Genomic DNA, 15,075 nt, shown 5'->3' with positions numbered 1-15,075 from the left:
TGGGCTTCACCGTTCGACTTGCATGTGTTAAGCACGCCGCCAGCGTTCGTCCTGAGCCAGGATCAAACTCTCCGTGAAAGAGAGAAAACACCACACACCACCAGGGCGTGCGATGCCATATCGATACTGGCCAGACAAGCTAGCAAAAAACTAGTTGTCCGATCCAAAGGAACCAATGAAGGTTCAAAATTTGGCATTGACTATCAAGCACACTGTTGAGTTCTCAAACAACCGACACACACCATCCAGGACCGGAACCTTTCGTCCCGACCCCGTCCGGGGCAACCCTTCAACCTTACCCGAACCGATCCGCCCCGTCAAACTCGATCTCAGAGATCCGAGCGGTGGGACCGACCGTCTCGAGCTGATCGGGCACATAACTGTACCTGATCCAAGAGGTCTGTGGGAAGTCCGCTCAGCGAGACCGGCCACCGTTCCGGATCGTGCCGGTCTGGTGTCCGTCGCTCCCTGCCGGGCGAACGACCAGAACATTACACACCCTCTGACCCGCACGACAAATGCGCAGGTCAGAGGGTGTTTCGTCAGTCGACGACGGCGACGGCGAGGGTCTTCTTGCCGCGCCGCAGCACGGCATAGCGTCCGTGGAGCAGGCGCTCCGCCGCGAGGACGTCCTCGTCGTCCGAGACCTTGACGTTGTTGACGTAGGCACCGCCGTCGGCGATCGCCCGCCGGCCTGCCGCCTTCGACGGCACCAGGCCGCTGTCCACGAACGCGTCGAGGACGCTGGCGCCCGGCCGGACGACGGCGCGCGGCAGCTCGGCCGTCGCGGCGCCGAGCGTGCCGGCGTCCAGCTCGGTGAGCTCGCCCCGCCCGAACAGGGCCTGACTGGCGGCGATGACGGCGTCGGTCGCCTCCTGGCCGTGCACCAGCGTCGTCACGTCGTTCGCGAGGGTGCGCTGCGCGACCCGGGCGAAGGGGCGCTCGGCGACCTCCCGCTCGAGCTCCTCGATCTCCGCGCGGCTGCGGAAGGTGAAGATCTTCAGGAAGCGGACGACGTCGGCATCGGACTGGTTCAGCCAGAACTGGTAGAAGGCGTACGGGCTCATGAGCTCGGGGTCGAGCCAGACCGCGCCGCCCTCCGTCTTGCCGAACTTGGTCCCGTCGGCCTTGGTGATCAGCGGCGTGGTCATGGCGTGCACCGCGACACCCTCGGTACGCCGGATCAGCTCGACACCCGACAGCAGGTTGCCCCACTGGTCGTTGCCGCCGGTCTGCAGGGTGCAGTCGTAGCGCCGGTACAGCTCGCGGAAGTCGATCCCCTGGAGGATCTGGTAGCTGAACTCCGTGAACGACAGTCCTTCGTCGCTGCGCAGACGCCGCGCGACGGTGTCCTTGGCCAGCATCGTGCCGAGCCGGTAGTGCTTACCGACGTCCCGCAGGAAGTCGATCGCCGACAGCCCGGACGTCCAGTCGAGGTTGTTCACGACGCGGGCGGGGTTGTCCCCCGTCAGGTCGAGGAACCGGGACACCTGTGCGCGGATCTTCTCGGTCCACTCCGCGACGGTCTCCTTGGTGTTGAGGACCCGCTCCCCGGACTCGCGCGGATCCCCGATCATCCCGGTGGCGCCGCCCACGAGCGCGATGGCGCGGTGGCCCGCGAGCTGCAGGTGCCGCAGCAGGATCAGCTGGACCAGGTGGCCGTGGTGCAGGCTCGGCGCGGTGGGGTCGAACCCGCAGTAGTACGTGACCGGCCCCTTCGAGAGTGCCTCGCGCAGCGCGGCCTCGTCGGTGGACTGCGCCACCAGGCCTCGCCAGTGCAGCTCGTCGAGAACGTCGGTCACCGTGGTGCTCCTTCAGGTCAGCAGAGACGGCCCGGACGGGCCGACCCCCCTAGTGTGCCCGACGTCCACGGGCGTCTCCGAGGACGTGTCCCGGCGGAGGGTTGCCGGAGGGTCAGGGGGTCACCGCACCCGCCCGGCCACCGGGCGGTAGGCGGAGACGGTCGGCTCGTCGACCAGCCAGGACCGCCAGCCGAACCGCGCAGGATCGGCCCCCTCGCCGCTCACCCCGACGCGCGGACCGGTCGCGACGGTCCGCGGCAACGGGTCCACCGGCAGCTGGACGACGACCGTCCCCGACGGTTCGGTGACGTCGCGGGCGTCGTCCTGCAGGTCGAGCGCCATCGCGACCGCGAGCCGCGCCGGTCCACGGGCGATCTGACGGGCTGAGTCGCACCGGCCGGCGGCCTCGCGCCGTCCCTGCGCCAGCGGCTGTCCCTCGACGACCTCGCCGGCCCGGACGAGCACCGCGGCCGCCTCGCCGACGGGTCCGCACACGATGTTGACGCAGTGGTGCAGGCCGAGGTGCCGGTAGACGTACAACCGGCCCGGGCGTCCGAACATCGACCGGTTGCGCGCCGTCGGCCCCCGGAAGGCGTGCGACGCCGGGTCGTCGGCGCCGCCGTACGCCTCGACCTCGGTGATGCGCAGCGTCACGTCGCCGTCGGGGTGCCGGCGCACGAGATAGGCGCCGAGCAGGTCGCGAGCCACGTCGTGCACGCTGCGGGCGTACCAGGACGTCCCGTGGACCTGCCACGGCACCGCGGCGGCCTGCTCGTGCGTCGAGCTGCTCATGACGCCTCCTTCGCCCGGGCGGGGCCGCGCAGCCGCCCGACACCGTCGAGACGCACGTCGGCCCGCTCGCGCGTCTGCTCAGCAGCGTAGTGCGCGGCCTCGTCGCGCATCCACCGCACCCAGTGTCCCCGCTGCCCCTCGCCGTCGCGCTCGAGACCCCGGCGCAGGCGTTCGTCGTCGTCCGCCTCGACCCAGACGCGCAGCGCGGCCCACGGGTCGACACCGCGGGCGGCGGCCCCGCACCCCTCAATGACGAGGACCGGCGCCGGGGGCACCGTGTGGCTCTCGGCCCAGGTGCCCTCGATCCAGTCGTACCGGCGGTACTCCCCCGGCCGGCCCGCGGCGAGCGGGGCCAGCACGAGGTCGGCCAGTCGCCGGGCGCCCCCGTCGGGCCCGTCCTGCCATCCCTCGTAGAGGTCGTCCATGTGCACCACCTGGGCGTCGAGCTCGACGGCGAGCTGGACGGCGAGGGTCGACTTGCCGGACCCGGCCGGCCCGTCGACGCACACGAGCCGGGTGCGGCGCCACGCGGTCGGCGCACCCGGTCCGGGCACCCGGGGCGCCGCGGCGTGGACGCGGTGCACCAGCACGGCGAGCACGTCCGGGGTGACGGTCACTCAGCCCTCGGCCCAGAAGCGGAACTCGGTGGCTCGTTCCTTGGCCGCGTCGAGCTGCTCGGCCACCCGCGCCGGCGCGGTCCCGCCCACCGCGTCACGGGAACCGACGGAGCCCGCCACCGAGAGCACCTCGCGCACGGCGGGGGTCAGGTGCTCCGAGATGCCGGACAGGTCGTCGTCGGACAGGTCCCACAGCTCGATGTCGCGGTCCTCGCACACCCGCACGCAGGTCCCGGCGACCTCGTGCGCGACCCGGAAGGGCACGCCCTGGCGCACGAGCCACTCGGCGACGTCCGTCGCCAGCGAGAAGCCCTGCGGGGCGAGCTCGGCCATCCGGGCGGTGTCGAACGTCAGGGTCCGCACCATCCCGGCGAAGGCCGGCAGCAGCACCGTGAGCGTGCTCACCTGGTCGAAGACCGGCTCCTTGTCCTCCTGCAGGTCGCGGTTGTACGCCAGCGGCAGGCCCTTGAGCGTCGTGAGCAGGCCTGTGAGGTCGCCGACGAGCCGCCCCGACTTGCCGCGCGCCAGCTCGGCGATGTCCGGGTTCTTCTTCTGCGGCATGATGCTCGACCCCGTCGACCAGGCGTCGTCGAGCCGGACGAACCCGAACTCCTTGGTGTTCCACAGGATGATCTCCTCGGAGATCCGGGAGAGGTCGATACCGATCATCGCCGCGACGAACGCGAACTCGGCCACGACGTCCCGCGCCGCGGTCCCGTCGATGGAGTTCTCCACGGGGCCGTCGAACCCGAGCCCCTCGGCCACCGCCGCCGGGTCGAGACCCAGGGAGGAGCCCGCGAGCGCCCCGGAGCCGTACGGCGACCGGGCCGCCCGCACGTCCCAGTCGATGAGCCGGTCGACGTCGCGCAGCAGCGGCCAGGCGTGCGCGAGCAGCTGGTGCGCCAGCAGCACCGGCTGGGCGTGCTGCAGATGGGTCCGTCCCGGCATGACGGCCTCGCCGGCCGCCTCGGCCTGCGTGATGAGCTCGTCGACGACGGTCACGACCTGCTCGGCGATGACGCGGGCGTGGTCGCGCAGGTACATGCGCACCTGGGTGGCGACCTGGTCGTTGCGCGACCGTCCGGCGCGCAGCTTGCCGCCCAGCTCGTCGCCGGCCCGCTCGAGCAGGCCCCGTTCCATCGCGGTGTGCACGTCCTCGTCCTCGGGTGCCGCGACGAACGCGCCGGAGGCGACGTCCTCGGACAGCCGGTCGAGCGCCTCGTGCATGGCGGTCAGCTCGTCGTCGGTGAGCAGACGCGCCGCGTGCAGCACCTGGGCATGGGCGCGCGACCCCCGGATGTCGTACGGGGCCAGCGCCCAGTCGAAGTCGGTCGACTTGCTCAGCCGTGCCAGCTCGGGAGCGGGGCCGCCGGCGAACCGGCCGCCCCACAGGGCGACCGGCCCCTCGCTCGGGACGCCGTCGGGCAGGCTGTCGTCGTTCCTCGTCACAGCGTCCCCGTCCCGAGGTCCGGGCCGTTGCCGAACCGCTCGTCGCGGGCGGCGGCCTGCTTGGCGGCCAGCCCGTAGATCTCGATGAAGCCCTTGGCGTGCGACTGGTCGAAGGCGTCGCCCTCGTCGTAGGTGGCGAGGTTGAAGTCGTACAGCGACGCCTCCGAGCGGCGGCCCGTGACGGTGGCCCGGCCGCCGTGCAGCACCAGACGGATGTCGCCGGAGACGTACTTCTGGGTGTCTGCCACGAAGGTGTCCAGGCTCTTCTTCAGCGGGGAGAACCACATACCGTCGTAGACGAGCTCGCTCCAGCGCTGCTCCACACCCTTCTTGAAGCGGGCCTGCTCCCGCTCGAGGGTGACGTTCTCCAGCTCCTGGTGGGCCGCGATGAGAGCCATGGCGCCCGGCGCCTCGTAGACCTCGCGGGACTTGATGCCCACGAGGCGGTCCTCGACGATGTCGATGCGACCCACCCCCTGGGCGCCCGCCCGGCGGTTCATCTCCTCGATGGCCTGCAGCGGCGTGACGGCCACGCCGTCGAGCGCCACCGGCACACCGTGCTCGAACGTGACGACGACCTCGTCGGCCACCGGCGGGAACGTCGGGTCGTCGGTGTAGGAGTAGACGTCCTTGGTGGGCTCGTTCCAGATGTCCTCCAGGAACCCCGTCTCGACGGCGCGGCCCCAGACATTCTGGTCGATCGAGAACGGGTTGTTCTTCGTCGTCGCGATCGGCAGGTCGTGCTTCTCGGCGTAGTCGATCGCCTTCTCGCGGGTCAGGGCGAGGTCCCGGACGGGGGCGATCGAGGTCAGCTCCGGCGCCAGCGACGTGGTCGCCACCTCGAAGCGGACCTGGTCGTTGCCCTTGCCGGTGCAGCCGTGGGCGACGGTGGTCGCGCCGAACTGCCGGGCGGCGCGCACCAGGTGCTTGACGATGACCGGGCGGGAGATGGCCGAGACCAGCGGGTAGCGGTCGAGGTAGAGGCCGTTGGCCTGCAGGGCGGGCATGCAGTACTCGTTCGCGAACTCGTCGCGGGCGTCGGCGACGTAGGCCTCCACCGCGCCGCAGTCGAGCGCGCGCTTGCGGATGACCTCGAGGTCCTCGCCGCCCTGGCCCACGTCCACGGCGACGGCGACGACCTCGGCCCCGGTGGCCTCGGCGATCCAGCCGATGGCCACGGAGGTGTCCAGGCCGCCCGAGTAGGCGAGCACGACGCGATCAGTCATGAGGGTCTTCTTCCTTGCGTTGCGGTCGATGTCGAGTCTGGCAGGCTCAGGCGTCCTGGGGCGCCGTGAGCTCGAGGAACCGGCGGGCGAGCTCGTCGCCGCCGGCGGGGTCGCGGCCGATCACGAGGATCGTGTCGTCCCCGGCGATGCAGCCGAGGACGCCCGGGAGGACGGAGTGGTCGATGGCCGAGGCGAGGTAGTTGGCGGCGCCCGGCGGGGTGCGCAGCACCACCTGGTTGCCGGACGACTCGGCGGAGACCAGCAGGTCGGCGCAGAGCCGGGCCAGACGCGCCGCGAGGTAACCACCGTCGTGGCCGTCCACGCCGGCGGCCCGCACGCTGCGGTCGCCGCCCTCCCCCGGGACGGCGTAGACGAGGGCGCCGGACGCGCTGCGGACCTTCTCGGCCCGCAGCTCGATGAGGTCGCGCGAGAGCGTCCCCTGGGTGACCGACAGCCCCTCGCCGGCCAGCTCGCGAGCGAGCTCTGCCTGGGAGTGGATCGCGGTGCGCTGCAGGATCTCGGTGATGCGGGCGTGGCGGGCCGCCTTGGTGGTGGGCGCGTGGCCGGGCGAGGTGGTCATCGGTCCTCCAGCAGGAAGGTCAGCACGGCCTTCTGGACGTGGCGGCGGTTCTCGGCCTCGTCCCACACCTTCGACCGGGGTCCGTCGATCACGTCGGCGGCGACCTCCTTGCCACGGTACGCGGGCAGGCAGTGCAGGAAGATCGCGTCGGGGGCGGCCGAGTCCATCAGCTCCGGCGTCACCTGGTACGGCAGGAGGTCGGTGGCCCGCCGGGCCGCGGAGGCCTCGGAGCCCATGGAGACCCAGGTGTCGGTGACGACGACGTCGGCGCCGGCGACGGCGGACGTCGCGTCGGTCGTCACCGTGACGGACCCGCCCGTGGTGGCGGCGATCTCCTCGGCGCGGCGCACCACGTCGTCGTCCGGCAGGTACCCCTCGGGGCCGGCCACGCGGACGTGCAGCCCGGCCGTCGCCCCGCCCACCAGGTACGAGGCGCCCATGTTGTTCGCGGCGTCGCCGACGTAGGCGAGCCGCTGGCCCGCCAGTGCGTCCAGGCCGCCGCGGTGCTGGGCGACCGTGAGCAGGTCCGCCAGGATCTGGCACGGGTGGAACTGGTCGGTCAGCGCGTTGACGACCGGCACCTGTGCGACGGCCGCCATCTCCTCGATCCGCTCCTGGCCGAAGGTCCGCCACACGATCGCCGAGACCTGCCGTTCCAGTACGCGCGTGACGTCCGCGACGGACTCCCGCTCGCCGACCTGTGCGAGCCGTCCGTCGACGACCATCGGGAAGCCCCCGAGCTCGGCGACCCCCGCGGAGAACGACGTCTGCGTGCGCAGGGTGGGCTTGTCGAACAGCAGGGCGACGCTCTGCGGGCCGGCGAGCGGCGCGCGTGCGTACGGCGACTCGCGCAGGTCGAGCGCGAGCCGCAGCACCTCGCGCTGCTCGGCGGGCGACAGGTCGTCGTCGCGCAGGAAGTGGCGGGGCATCTCAGCCCTCCTTCGGGGGCTCGGGCACGGCGACCTCGGCGAAGAACCGTGCGGCGTCCAGGGCCTGGTCCGTGGTGAGGATCAGCGGCGGGGCGAGGCGGACGGCGTCCGGGGCGACCGGGTTGACGATGAACCCGGCCTCGAGCGCGGCCGTCGCCACCTGCGCGGCCACGGGTCGGGTGAGCTCGACGGCCAGCAGCAGCCCGCGTCCGCGCACGCCGGCGACGAGCGGGTTGCCGGCGGTCGTGATCGCACGGCGCAGGGTCTCGCCGACCTGCCGCACGTGCGCCAGCAGGCGGTCTCGCTCGACGACGCCGATCGTGGCCAGCGCCGCCGCGGCCGCGACGGGGTTGCCACCGAAGGTCGTGCCGTGCTGGCCGCGGCCGAGCAGCGTGGCGGCACGCTCGCCGTAGGCGATGACCGCGCCGATCGGGAACCCGCCGCCCAGACCCTTGGCGAGCGTGACGACGTCGGGCACGACGCCGGCGCCGATCTCCGGCTGCTGGTAGGCGAACCAGGACCCGGTGCGCCCCACGCCCGTCTGGACCTCGTCGAGCACGAGCAGCGCACCGGCGTCGTCGGTCAGCCGGCGGGCGAGGGCCAGGTACCCGGCGGGCAGCTCGCGCACCCCGGCCTCGCCCTGCACCGGTTCGACCACCAGCGCGGCGACCTCACCGCGTGCGGACACGGCGGCCGGCGAGAACGCCTCCTCCAGCGCGGTGGTGTCCCCGAACGGCACGTGCTCCACGCCGCCGGGCAGCGGCTCGAAGGGCTCGCGGTAGGCCGGCTTGTGGGTCAGGGCGAGCGCCCCCACGGTCCGGCCGTGGAAGCCGCCCTCCAGGGCGACGATCCGGGGGCGACCGGTGCGCCGGGCCATCTTGAACGCCCCCTCGTTGGCCTCGGTCCCGGAGTTGGCGAAGAAGACCCTGGACCCCGACGGCGCCTCGGCGAGCGCCAGCAACCGCTCGGCGAGCGTGATCTGCGGGGGGGTGCCGAAGAAGTTCGACACGTGGCCGAGGGTCCCCATCTGGGCACTGACGGCGGCCGTCAGCGTCGGGTGAGCGTGCCCGAGGGAATTGACGGCGATCCCGGCCAGCAGGTCGAGGTAGCGCTTGCCGTCGGCGTCCCACACGTAGGCGCCCTCGCCCCGCACGAGGATCCGCTGCGGCGGACCGAACGTGTCCATCACCGCACCGGAGTAGGCGTTCTGCCACTCCTGGGTGGTCAGGTCGCGGCGCGCGGACATCTCGCTCATCCCTCCTCCCCCGTCGGGTTCGGGACGACCATGGTGCCGTTGCCGCGTGCGGTGAAGACCTCGAGCAGCACGGAGTGGGGCTGGCGACCGTCGATGACCGAGGCGCGCGGCACACCTCCCTGCACCGCCCGCAGGCAGGCCTCCATCTTCGGGACCATGCCGGCGCTGAGCGTGGGCAGCAGGTCGTGCAGGTCGCCGGCGGTGATCTCCTCGACGAGCGAGCCGCGGTCCGGCCAGTCGGTGTACAGCCCCTCGACGTCGGTCAGCACGATGAGCTTCTTGGCCCCCAGCGCCACCGCGAGCGCCGAGGCCGCGGTGTCGGCGTTGACGTTGAGCACCTGGGTGGGGTCGTCGACGTCGGGGGCGACGGTGGACACCACCGGGATGCGTCCGGCGTCGAGCAGGTCCTGCACGGCGCCGGGGTTGACCCGGACGACGTCGCCGACGAGGCCGACGTCGACCGGGGACCCGTCCACGGTGGCGTGCCGCCGGACGGCGCCGAACAGCCCGGCGTCCTCCCCGGACAGCCCGACGGCCCGCGGGGCGTGCGCGTTGAGCAGGCCCACGAGCTCGCGCTGGACCTGGCCGGTCAGCACCATGCGCACGACATCCATGGCCTCCGGCGTGGTCACCCGCAGGCCGCCGCGGAACTCCGAGGAGATGCCGACCCGCTCGAGCATCGTGGAGATCTGCGGTCCGCCGCCGTGCACGACGACGGGATGCAGACCGACCTGGCGCAGGAACACCATGTCCTGGGCGAAGGCGGCCTTGAGCTCGCCGTCGACCATGGCGTTGCCGCCGTACTTGACCACGACGAGGGCGCCGGCGAACTCCTGCAGCCACGGCAGGGCCTCGATGAGCACCTCGGCCTTCTGGTCGGGGCGCAGGTCGGTCCGGGTGTCGAACGGGGCCGCGGGATCGGTGGTGGGGTCGCTCATGAGGAGTAGGCGCTGTTCTCGTGGACGTAGTCGTGGGTGAGGTCGTTGGTCCAGACGGTCGCGGTCGCGTCGCCGGCGTGCAGGTCGATCTCGACGTGCACCTCCCGGTCGGCGGCGAGGTCGACGAGCTCGCGCGGCTCGCCGACGCCCTGGGCCCGGCACACCTGGACGCCGTTGACCGTCACGTCGAGGGTCAGCGGGTCGTAGGGCGCGACGTCCTCGGGCACCGTGCCGACGGCGGCGACGATCCGTCCCCAGTTGGGGTCGTTGCCGAAGATCGCGGTCTTGACCAGGTTGGACCGGGTCACCGCCCGGGCGACCGCCACGGCGGCCTCCTCCGTGGTCGCGTTGAGCACGGACACGGCGATGTCGTGCCCGGCGCCCTCGGCGTCGCCGACGAGCTGGCGGGACAGGTCGGCGCAGACGGCGGTGACGGCCTCGGTCAGCGCCTGCGCGGTGACCTCGACACCCGAGGCGCCGGAGGCGAGCAGGATCACGGTGTCGTTGGTGGACTGGCACCCGTCGGAGTCGACGCGGTCGAACGTCGAGCGGGTGGCGGCGCGCAGGGCCGCGTCGGCGGTGGCGGGGTCCACGACGGCGTCGGTGGTGACCACCGAGAGCATGGTGGCGAGCGCGGGGGCGAGCATGCCGGCGCCCTTGGCCATGCCGCCCACGCTCCAGCCCTCGCGGACGGCCACGGCCGTCTTGGCGACGGTGTCGGTGGTCATGATGGCGTGCGCCGCGTCGGTGCCGCCGTCGGCGGCGAGCCCGGCGGCGGCGGCGTCGATCCCGCCCAGCAGCGCGGGCATGTCGAGCCGGACGCCGATCAGACCTGTCGAGCACACCAGCACGTCCCCCGCCCCGACCTCGTCCTCCGGCGTGGCGGCCGCAGCGGACAGCACGCCCGCGACGTGCTCGGCCGTGCGGTGGGTGTCGGCGAAGCCCTCGGGACCGGTGCAGGCGTTGGCGCCGCCGGAGTTCAGGACCACGGCACGCGCGGCCCCGTCGGAGACCGCCTGCCGGGTCCACAGCACGGGAGCGGCCTGCACGCGGTTGCCGGTGAGCACGGCCGCCGCCGTGCGCGACGGGCCGTCGTTGACGACGAGGGCGACGTCGCGCCCACCGGAGGCCTTCAGCCCGCCCGCGACCCCGGCCGCGCGGAAGCCCTGGGGGGTGGTGACGGTCACGGGGCGACTCCTTCGGTGACGAGGCCGGCGGTCTCGGGCAGGCCGAGGGCGACGTTCATCGCCTGGACGGCCTGCCCGGCGGTGCCCTTGACGAGGTTGTCGATCGCGGTGACCGTGACGACTCGGCCGGCCGCCTCGTCGAGCGCGACCTGGACCAGGGCCGTGTTGCTGCCGATCGTCGCGGCGGTGGACGGCCACTGGCCCGCCGGCAGCAGCTCGACGAACGGCTCGTGGCCGTACGCGGCCTCCCAGACGGCCCGCAGCTCGTCCGCGTCGGCGTGCCGGCCCGGGGCGAACCGGGCGGTGGCGGTGGCGAGGATGCCCCGGGACATCGGCACGAGCGTCGGGGTGAAGCTGATCGTCACCGCCTGCGCCCCGGCGGTGCGCAGGTTCTGCGTGATCTCGGGGATGTGCCGGTGGGTGCCGCCGACGGCGTACGGGGACGCGGCCCCGAGACCCTCGGCCGCGAGCAGGTGCGGCTTGAGCGCCTTGCCGGCCCCCGAGAAGCCGTTGGCGAGCACGGCCACGAGGTCGGTCGGGTCGAGCAGGCCCGCGGCGACGCCCGGCTGCAGACCGAGGGTCACGGCCGTGACGTTGCACCCCGGGACGGCGATGCGCCGGGCGCCGACGAGCCGGTCGCGCTGGGTGCCGCCGTCGGCGACGACGAGCTCGGGCAGGCCGTAGAGCCAGGTCCCGGCGTGCTCGGACCCGTAGTAGGCGCGCCAGTCGGCGGCCGAGGCGAGGCGGTGGTCGGCCCCCAGGTCGAGGACGAGCACGTCGTCGGGCAGCTGCGCGGCGATCTCGCCGGAGGCCCCGTGCGGCAGTCCGAGGACGACGACGTCGTGCCCGGCGAGCGCCTCGGCGGTCGTCGGTGCGAGGACGCGGTCGGCCAGCGACCGCAGGTGGGGCTGCAGCGCGCCGAGCCGGCTGCCGGCGTTGGCGTGGGCGGTGAGCGCGCCGATCTCGAGGGACGGGTGCTGCGCGGCGAGGCGCAGGAACTCGCCACCGGCGTACCCGGAGGCGCCGGCGACGGCGACGCGCAGCCGGTCCGGGGTCGAGGGGGTGCTGACCATGGCGCCACTATACATATCTATGCATGCGGCACGGAAACTATTCCAAAGAGTGGTCCAGCGGCCGGTACATCACGTGCAGGCCGACGTACCCGTGGGCCGGGCTGCGGAAGGCCCCGGGCACCGTGCCCACGATGTCCCACCCGAGCGACCGCCACAACCGCACGGCGGCCGTGTTGGACTCCACGACCGCGTTGAACTGGATGCCGCGGTACCCCTCGGCGCGGTGCCAGGCGACCACGTGCTCGGCCAGGGCACGCGCCACGCCCCGGCCGCGCGCCTCCGGCGCCACCATGAACGCGGCGGTGCCGACGTGGTCGCCGTGACCGGGCTTGTTCGGCCCCATGCGCGCGGTGCCGAGGACCACACCGTCCGACTCGGCGAGCACCGTCGCGGCCGGCGGCTCCGCCAGCCACAGGTCGCGCGCCTGCTCGCTCGTGAGGTCGGTGGGGTAGGTGTACGTCTCCCCCTCGCGCACGACCAGCTCGACGACCCGCCACAGGGCGGGCCAGTCGGCCGGCCGGGCCGCCCGGATCTTGGGGGTCGCCCCAGGGGACGCCGCACGGGTGCTCACGACGACATCGTCACACGACACCCGTGAGGCCGTAGTCTCGTCGCATGCGTGCAGTGGTGGCCCGCGCCGCGGGTGGTCCCGAGGTCCTGGAGTCCGTCGACCTGCCCGATCCCGAGCCCGGGCCCGGCCGGCTGCTGGTCCGCGTCGAGGCGGCCGGCATCAACTTCATCGACACCTACCGCCGGGCCGGCGTCTACCCGATGGAGTACCCGCACGTCGTGGGGGTCGAGGGCGCCGGGGTCGTCGTGGACGTGGGGGCGGAGGTCCGAGGGTTCGCCGCGGGCGACCGGGTCGCCTGGCACGACGCCGCCGGCTCGTACGCCGAGCTCGCGCTCGTGCCGGCCGCCGGCGCCGTGCGCGTGCCCGACGCGCTGGACCTCGAGACGGCCGCCGCGCTCCCCCTGCAGGGGATGACCGCCCACTACCTGGTCGCCTCCACCTTCGAGGTCGGCCCCGGCCACGACGTGCTGCTGCACGCCGGGGCGGGCGGCGTCGGGCTGCTCGCGACCCAGCTCGCCACGGCCCGCGGCGGACGGGTGGTCACCACCGTCTCGTCGCCCGAGAAGGCGGCGCTGTCGCGCGAGGCCGGGGCGGCGCACACGATCGACTACGCCGCGATGGACGACCTCACCGCCGAGCTGCCCGCCGCGGTGCGGCGACTCACCGACGGCGCGGGTGTGCACGTCGTGTACGACGGCGTGGGCCGCGCGACCTTCGACGCCTCGCTGGACTCGCTGCGCCCCCGCGGCACGCTCGTGCTGTTCGGCGGCGCGTCCGGCCAGGTGCCACCGTTCGACCCGCAGCGGCTCAACACCGGCGGCTCGCTGTATCTCACCCGCCCGACGCTCGCCCACTACACCGCCACCCGCTCCGAGATCGAGTGGCGCGCGGGCGAGGTCCTGGGACTCGCCGCCGACGGCGACCTCGACGTCCGCGTGGGCGCCGCCTACCCGCTCGCCGAGGCCGCGGCCGCGCACACCGCCCTCGAGGGTCGCGCCACGACCGGGAAGGTGCTGCTCCTGCCCTGACGAGAGGATCACCGTGCCCGACTGGTCGCCGTCCGACTACCTGCGCTTCACCGACGAGCGTTCCCGGCCCTTCGCCGAGCTCCTCGCCCGTGTGCCCGGCACGCCGCGCTCCGTCCTCGACCTCGGCTGCGGACCCGGCCACCTGGCCGCGATGCTGCGCCGACGATGGCCCGGCGCCGACGTCGTCGGCCTGGACGCGTCCCCCGCCATGATCGACGCCGCCCGCGCCGCCGACCCCGACGGACGCTACGTGCTGGGCGACCTGCGCGACCTCGCCGCAGGCCACCCGCCCACGGGCGTCCCGTCACGCCCGGACCTCGTGATCAGCAACGCGACGCTCCAGTGGGTGCCGGACCACCGGGACCTGCTGCCGGCGCTCGCGGGCCTCGCCCGCGAGGCGTTCGCCTTCTCCGTGCCCGGCAACCAGGACGCACCGAGCCACCGCCTGCTGCGCGAGGTGGCGGCACGTGGGCCCTACGCCGACGTGGTCGGTCCCGTGCCCCGACGGGCGGTCGGCGACCCGGCGGACTACCTCGAGATCCTGGCCGGACCGGGTCGCGCGGTCGACGCCTGGGAGACGACCTACACGCACGTCCTTCCCGGCGAGGACCCGGTGCTGCGCTGGATCTCCGCGACCGGGGCGCAGCCCGTGCTACAGGCCCTGGCGGCCCACGACGCCGACCACGGCACCACCCTGCGGGAGCAGTTCGACGCCGAGTACGGTGCCGCGCTGCGCCGGGCCTACCCGCGCCACCCGTACGGGACCCCGCTCGCCTTCCGCCGCGTCTTCGTCGGGGTCACCACCGGGTGACGGCGTCCGGGCGTAGCGTGGCTCCATGGACTCCCCCACCACGGAACGGCCGCTGCGCGTCGCCGTCCAGCTCCAGCCCCAGCACGCCGACTACGGCCAGATCCGCGACGCCGTCCTGCGCGCCGAGGACCTGGGCGTCGACGTCGTCTTCAACTGGGACCACTTCTACCCCCTCTCGGGGGACCCCGACGGCAAGCACTTCGAGTGCTGGACCATGCTCGGGGCCTGGGCCGAGCAGACCGAGCGCGTCGAGATCGGCGCTCTCGTCACCGGCAACGGGTACCGCAACCCGGACCTGCTGGCCGACATGGCCCGCACCGTCGACCACATCTCGGGCGGGCGCCTGATCCTCGGGATGGGGGCCGGCTGGTTCGAGAAGGACTACCGGGAGTTCGGCTACGAGTTCGGTACCGCCGGGTCGCGCATCGCCGGGCTGGCCGAGGCCATGCCCCGCATCCGCCGGCGGCTCGCCGCCGGCAACCCCGCGCCCACGCGCGAGATCCCGATCCTCATCGGCGGCGGCGGGGAGAGGAAGACCTTGCGGATCGTGGCCGAGCACGCCGACGTGTGGCACTCTTTCGGCGACGTCGACACGCTGCGCCGCAAGTCGGCGATCCTCGACGAGCACGGTGCCGCCGTCGGGCGCGACACCGGTCGTCTCGTCGAGCGGTCGGTCGGGGTCCACGGCTCGCCCGCCGCGACCGGGCCGGGTCTGCTCGACGCCGGTGCCACGCTCCTGACCCTGGGCGTCGGCGGACCCGACTACGACCTGTCGAGGGTCGCCGACTGGGTCGCCTGGCGCGACGCCCAGGGCTGA

Annotated in this window: 15 protein-coding genes and 1 rRNA gene; 3 read left to right on the top strand and 13 right to left on the bottom strand. The window is 73.4% G+C overall.

The window, feature by feature from the left end; translation table 11 throughout:
* The 13 genes from Q6349_RS09080 to Q6349_RS09020 form a co-directional block, all read right to left on the bottom strand.
* Positions 1–78: ribosomal RNA gene (locus Q6349_RS09080) — 16S ribosomal RNA — on the bottom strand; the annotation flags it as partial.
* 464 nt (positions 79–542) lie between these two features.
* Positions 543–1,802 carry a tyrosine--tRNA ligase gene (tyrS, locus tag Q6349_RS09075; protein WP_171247688.1) on the bottom strand — a complete coding sequence of 420 codons (1,260 nt, stop codon included), beginning with the start codon at positions 1,800–1,802 and terminating at the stop codon, positions 543–545.
* 120 nt (positions 1,803–1,922) lie between these two features.
* Positions 1,923–2,594, bottom strand: a complete 672-nt coding sequence (locus Q6349_RS09070) for a DNA-3-methyladenine glycosylase (RefSeq protein WP_304603769.1) — start codon at positions 2,592–2,594, stop codon at positions 1,923–1,925.
* Positions 2,591–3,211: a uridine kinase gene (locus Q6349_RS09065; RefSeq protein ID WP_304603768.1), complete on the bottom strand. Its 621-nt coding sequence runs from the start codon at positions 3,209–3,211 to the stop codon at positions 2,591–2,593. The genes Q6349_RS09070 and Q6349_RS09065 overlap by 4 nt, the downstream gene beginning before the upstream one ends.
* Positions 3,212–4,660: an argininosuccinate lyase gene (gene argH / locus Q6349_RS09060; protein WP_304603767.1), complete on the bottom strand. Its 1,449-nt coding sequence runs from the start codon at positions 4,658–4,660 to the stop codon at positions 3,212–3,214.
* Positions 4,657–5,886: an argininosuccinate synthase gene (locus Q6349_RS09055; RefSeq protein WP_304603766.1), complete on the bottom strand. Its 1,230-nt coding sequence runs from the start codon at positions 5,884–5,886 to the stop codon at positions 4,657–4,659. The genes argH and Q6349_RS09055 overlap by 4 nt, the downstream gene beginning before the upstream one ends.
* Positions 5,887–5,932: 46 nt before the next feature.
* Complete coding sequence (locus tag Q6349_RS09050) at positions 5,933–6,466, bottom strand: arginine repressor (protein WP_304603765.1); 534 nt, start codon at positions 6,464–6,466, stop codon at positions 5,933–5,935.
* Complete coding sequence (argF, locus tag Q6349_RS09045; RefSeq protein WP_304603764.1) at positions 6,463–7,395, bottom strand: ornithine carbamoyltransferase; 933 nt, start codon at positions 7,393–7,395, stop codon at positions 6,463–6,465. The genes Q6349_RS09050 and argF overlap by 4 nt, the downstream gene beginning before the upstream one ends.
* A gap of 1 nt (position 7,396) precedes the next feature.
* A complete protein-coding gene (locus Q6349_RS09040) occupies positions 7,397–8,650 on the bottom strand; it encodes an acetylornithine transaminase (RefSeq protein ID WP_370375376.1) in 1,254 nt (417 codons plus the stop codon).
* Positions 8,647–9,588, bottom strand: coding sequence for an acetylglutamate kinase (gene argB, locus Q6349_RS09035; RefSeq protein WP_304603763.1), 942 nt, complete (start codon positions 9,586–9,588; stop codon positions 8,647–8,649). The genes Q6349_RS09040 and argB overlap by 4 nt, the downstream gene beginning before the upstream one ends.
* The gene (gene argJ, locus Q6349_RS09030; RefSeq protein ID WP_304603762.1) at positions 9,585–10,775 is read right to left on the bottom strand and encodes a bifunctional glutamate N-acetyltransferase/amino-acid acetyltransferase ArgJ; all 1,191 of its coding nucleotides are present in this window, start codon (positions 10,773–10,775) and stop codon (positions 9,585–9,587) included. Before argJ ends, argB begins: the two co-directional genes overlap by 4 nt.
* Positions 10,772–11,848 (bottom strand): N-acetyl-gamma-glutamyl-phosphate reductase, encoded by a 1,077-nt coding sequence (argC, locus tag Q6349_RS09025; RefSeq protein WP_304603761.1) that lies wholly within the window; start codon positions 11,846–11,848, stop codon positions 10,772–10,774. The genes argJ and argC overlap by 4 nt, the downstream gene beginning before the upstream one ends.
* Before the next feature lie 37 nt (positions 11,849–11,885).
* A complete protein-coding gene (locus tag Q6349_RS09020) occupies positions 11,886–12,419 on the bottom strand; it encodes a GNAT family N-acetyltransferase (protein ID WP_304603760.1) in 534 nt (177 codons plus the stop codon).
* A 44-nt stretch (positions 12,420–12,463) separates the two neighbouring features.
* On the opposite strand from Q6349_RS09020, the gene Q6349_RS09015 reads away from it, so the two are divergent.
* The 3 genes from Q6349_RS09015 to Q6349_RS09005 are packed head-to-tail and all read left to right on the top strand — an operon-like array spanning position 12,464 to position 15,075.
* Positions 12,464–13,447: a quinone oxidoreductase gene (locus tag Q6349_RS09015; RefSeq protein ID WP_304603759.1), complete on the top strand. Its 984-nt coding sequence runs from the start codon at positions 12,464–12,466 to the stop codon at positions 13,445–13,447.
* 13 nt (positions 13,448–13,460) lie between these two features.
* On the top strand, positions 13,461–14,258 hold the full coding sequence (locus tag Q6349_RS09010; protein WP_304603758.1) for a methyltransferase domain-containing protein: 798 nt from the start codon (positions 13,461–13,463) through the stop codon (positions 14,256–14,258).
* 25 nt (positions 14,259–14,283) lie between these two features.
* Positions 14,284–15,075 (top strand): LLM class F420-dependent oxidoreductase, encoded by a 792-nt coding sequence (locus tag Q6349_RS09005; protein ID WP_304603757.1) that lies wholly within the window; start codon positions 14,284–14,286, stop codon positions 15,073–15,075.

Origin of the sequence: Isoptericola sp. 178 (assembly GCF_030586525.1) — a bacterium.
Classification (GTDB): Bacteria; Actinomycetota; Actinomycetes; order Actinomycetales; family Cellulomonadaceae; genus Isoptericola; species Isoptericola sediminis.
Note: the sequence above shows the minus strand (reverse complement) of the source record. Positions and strands in the feature narration are given on the sequence as shown.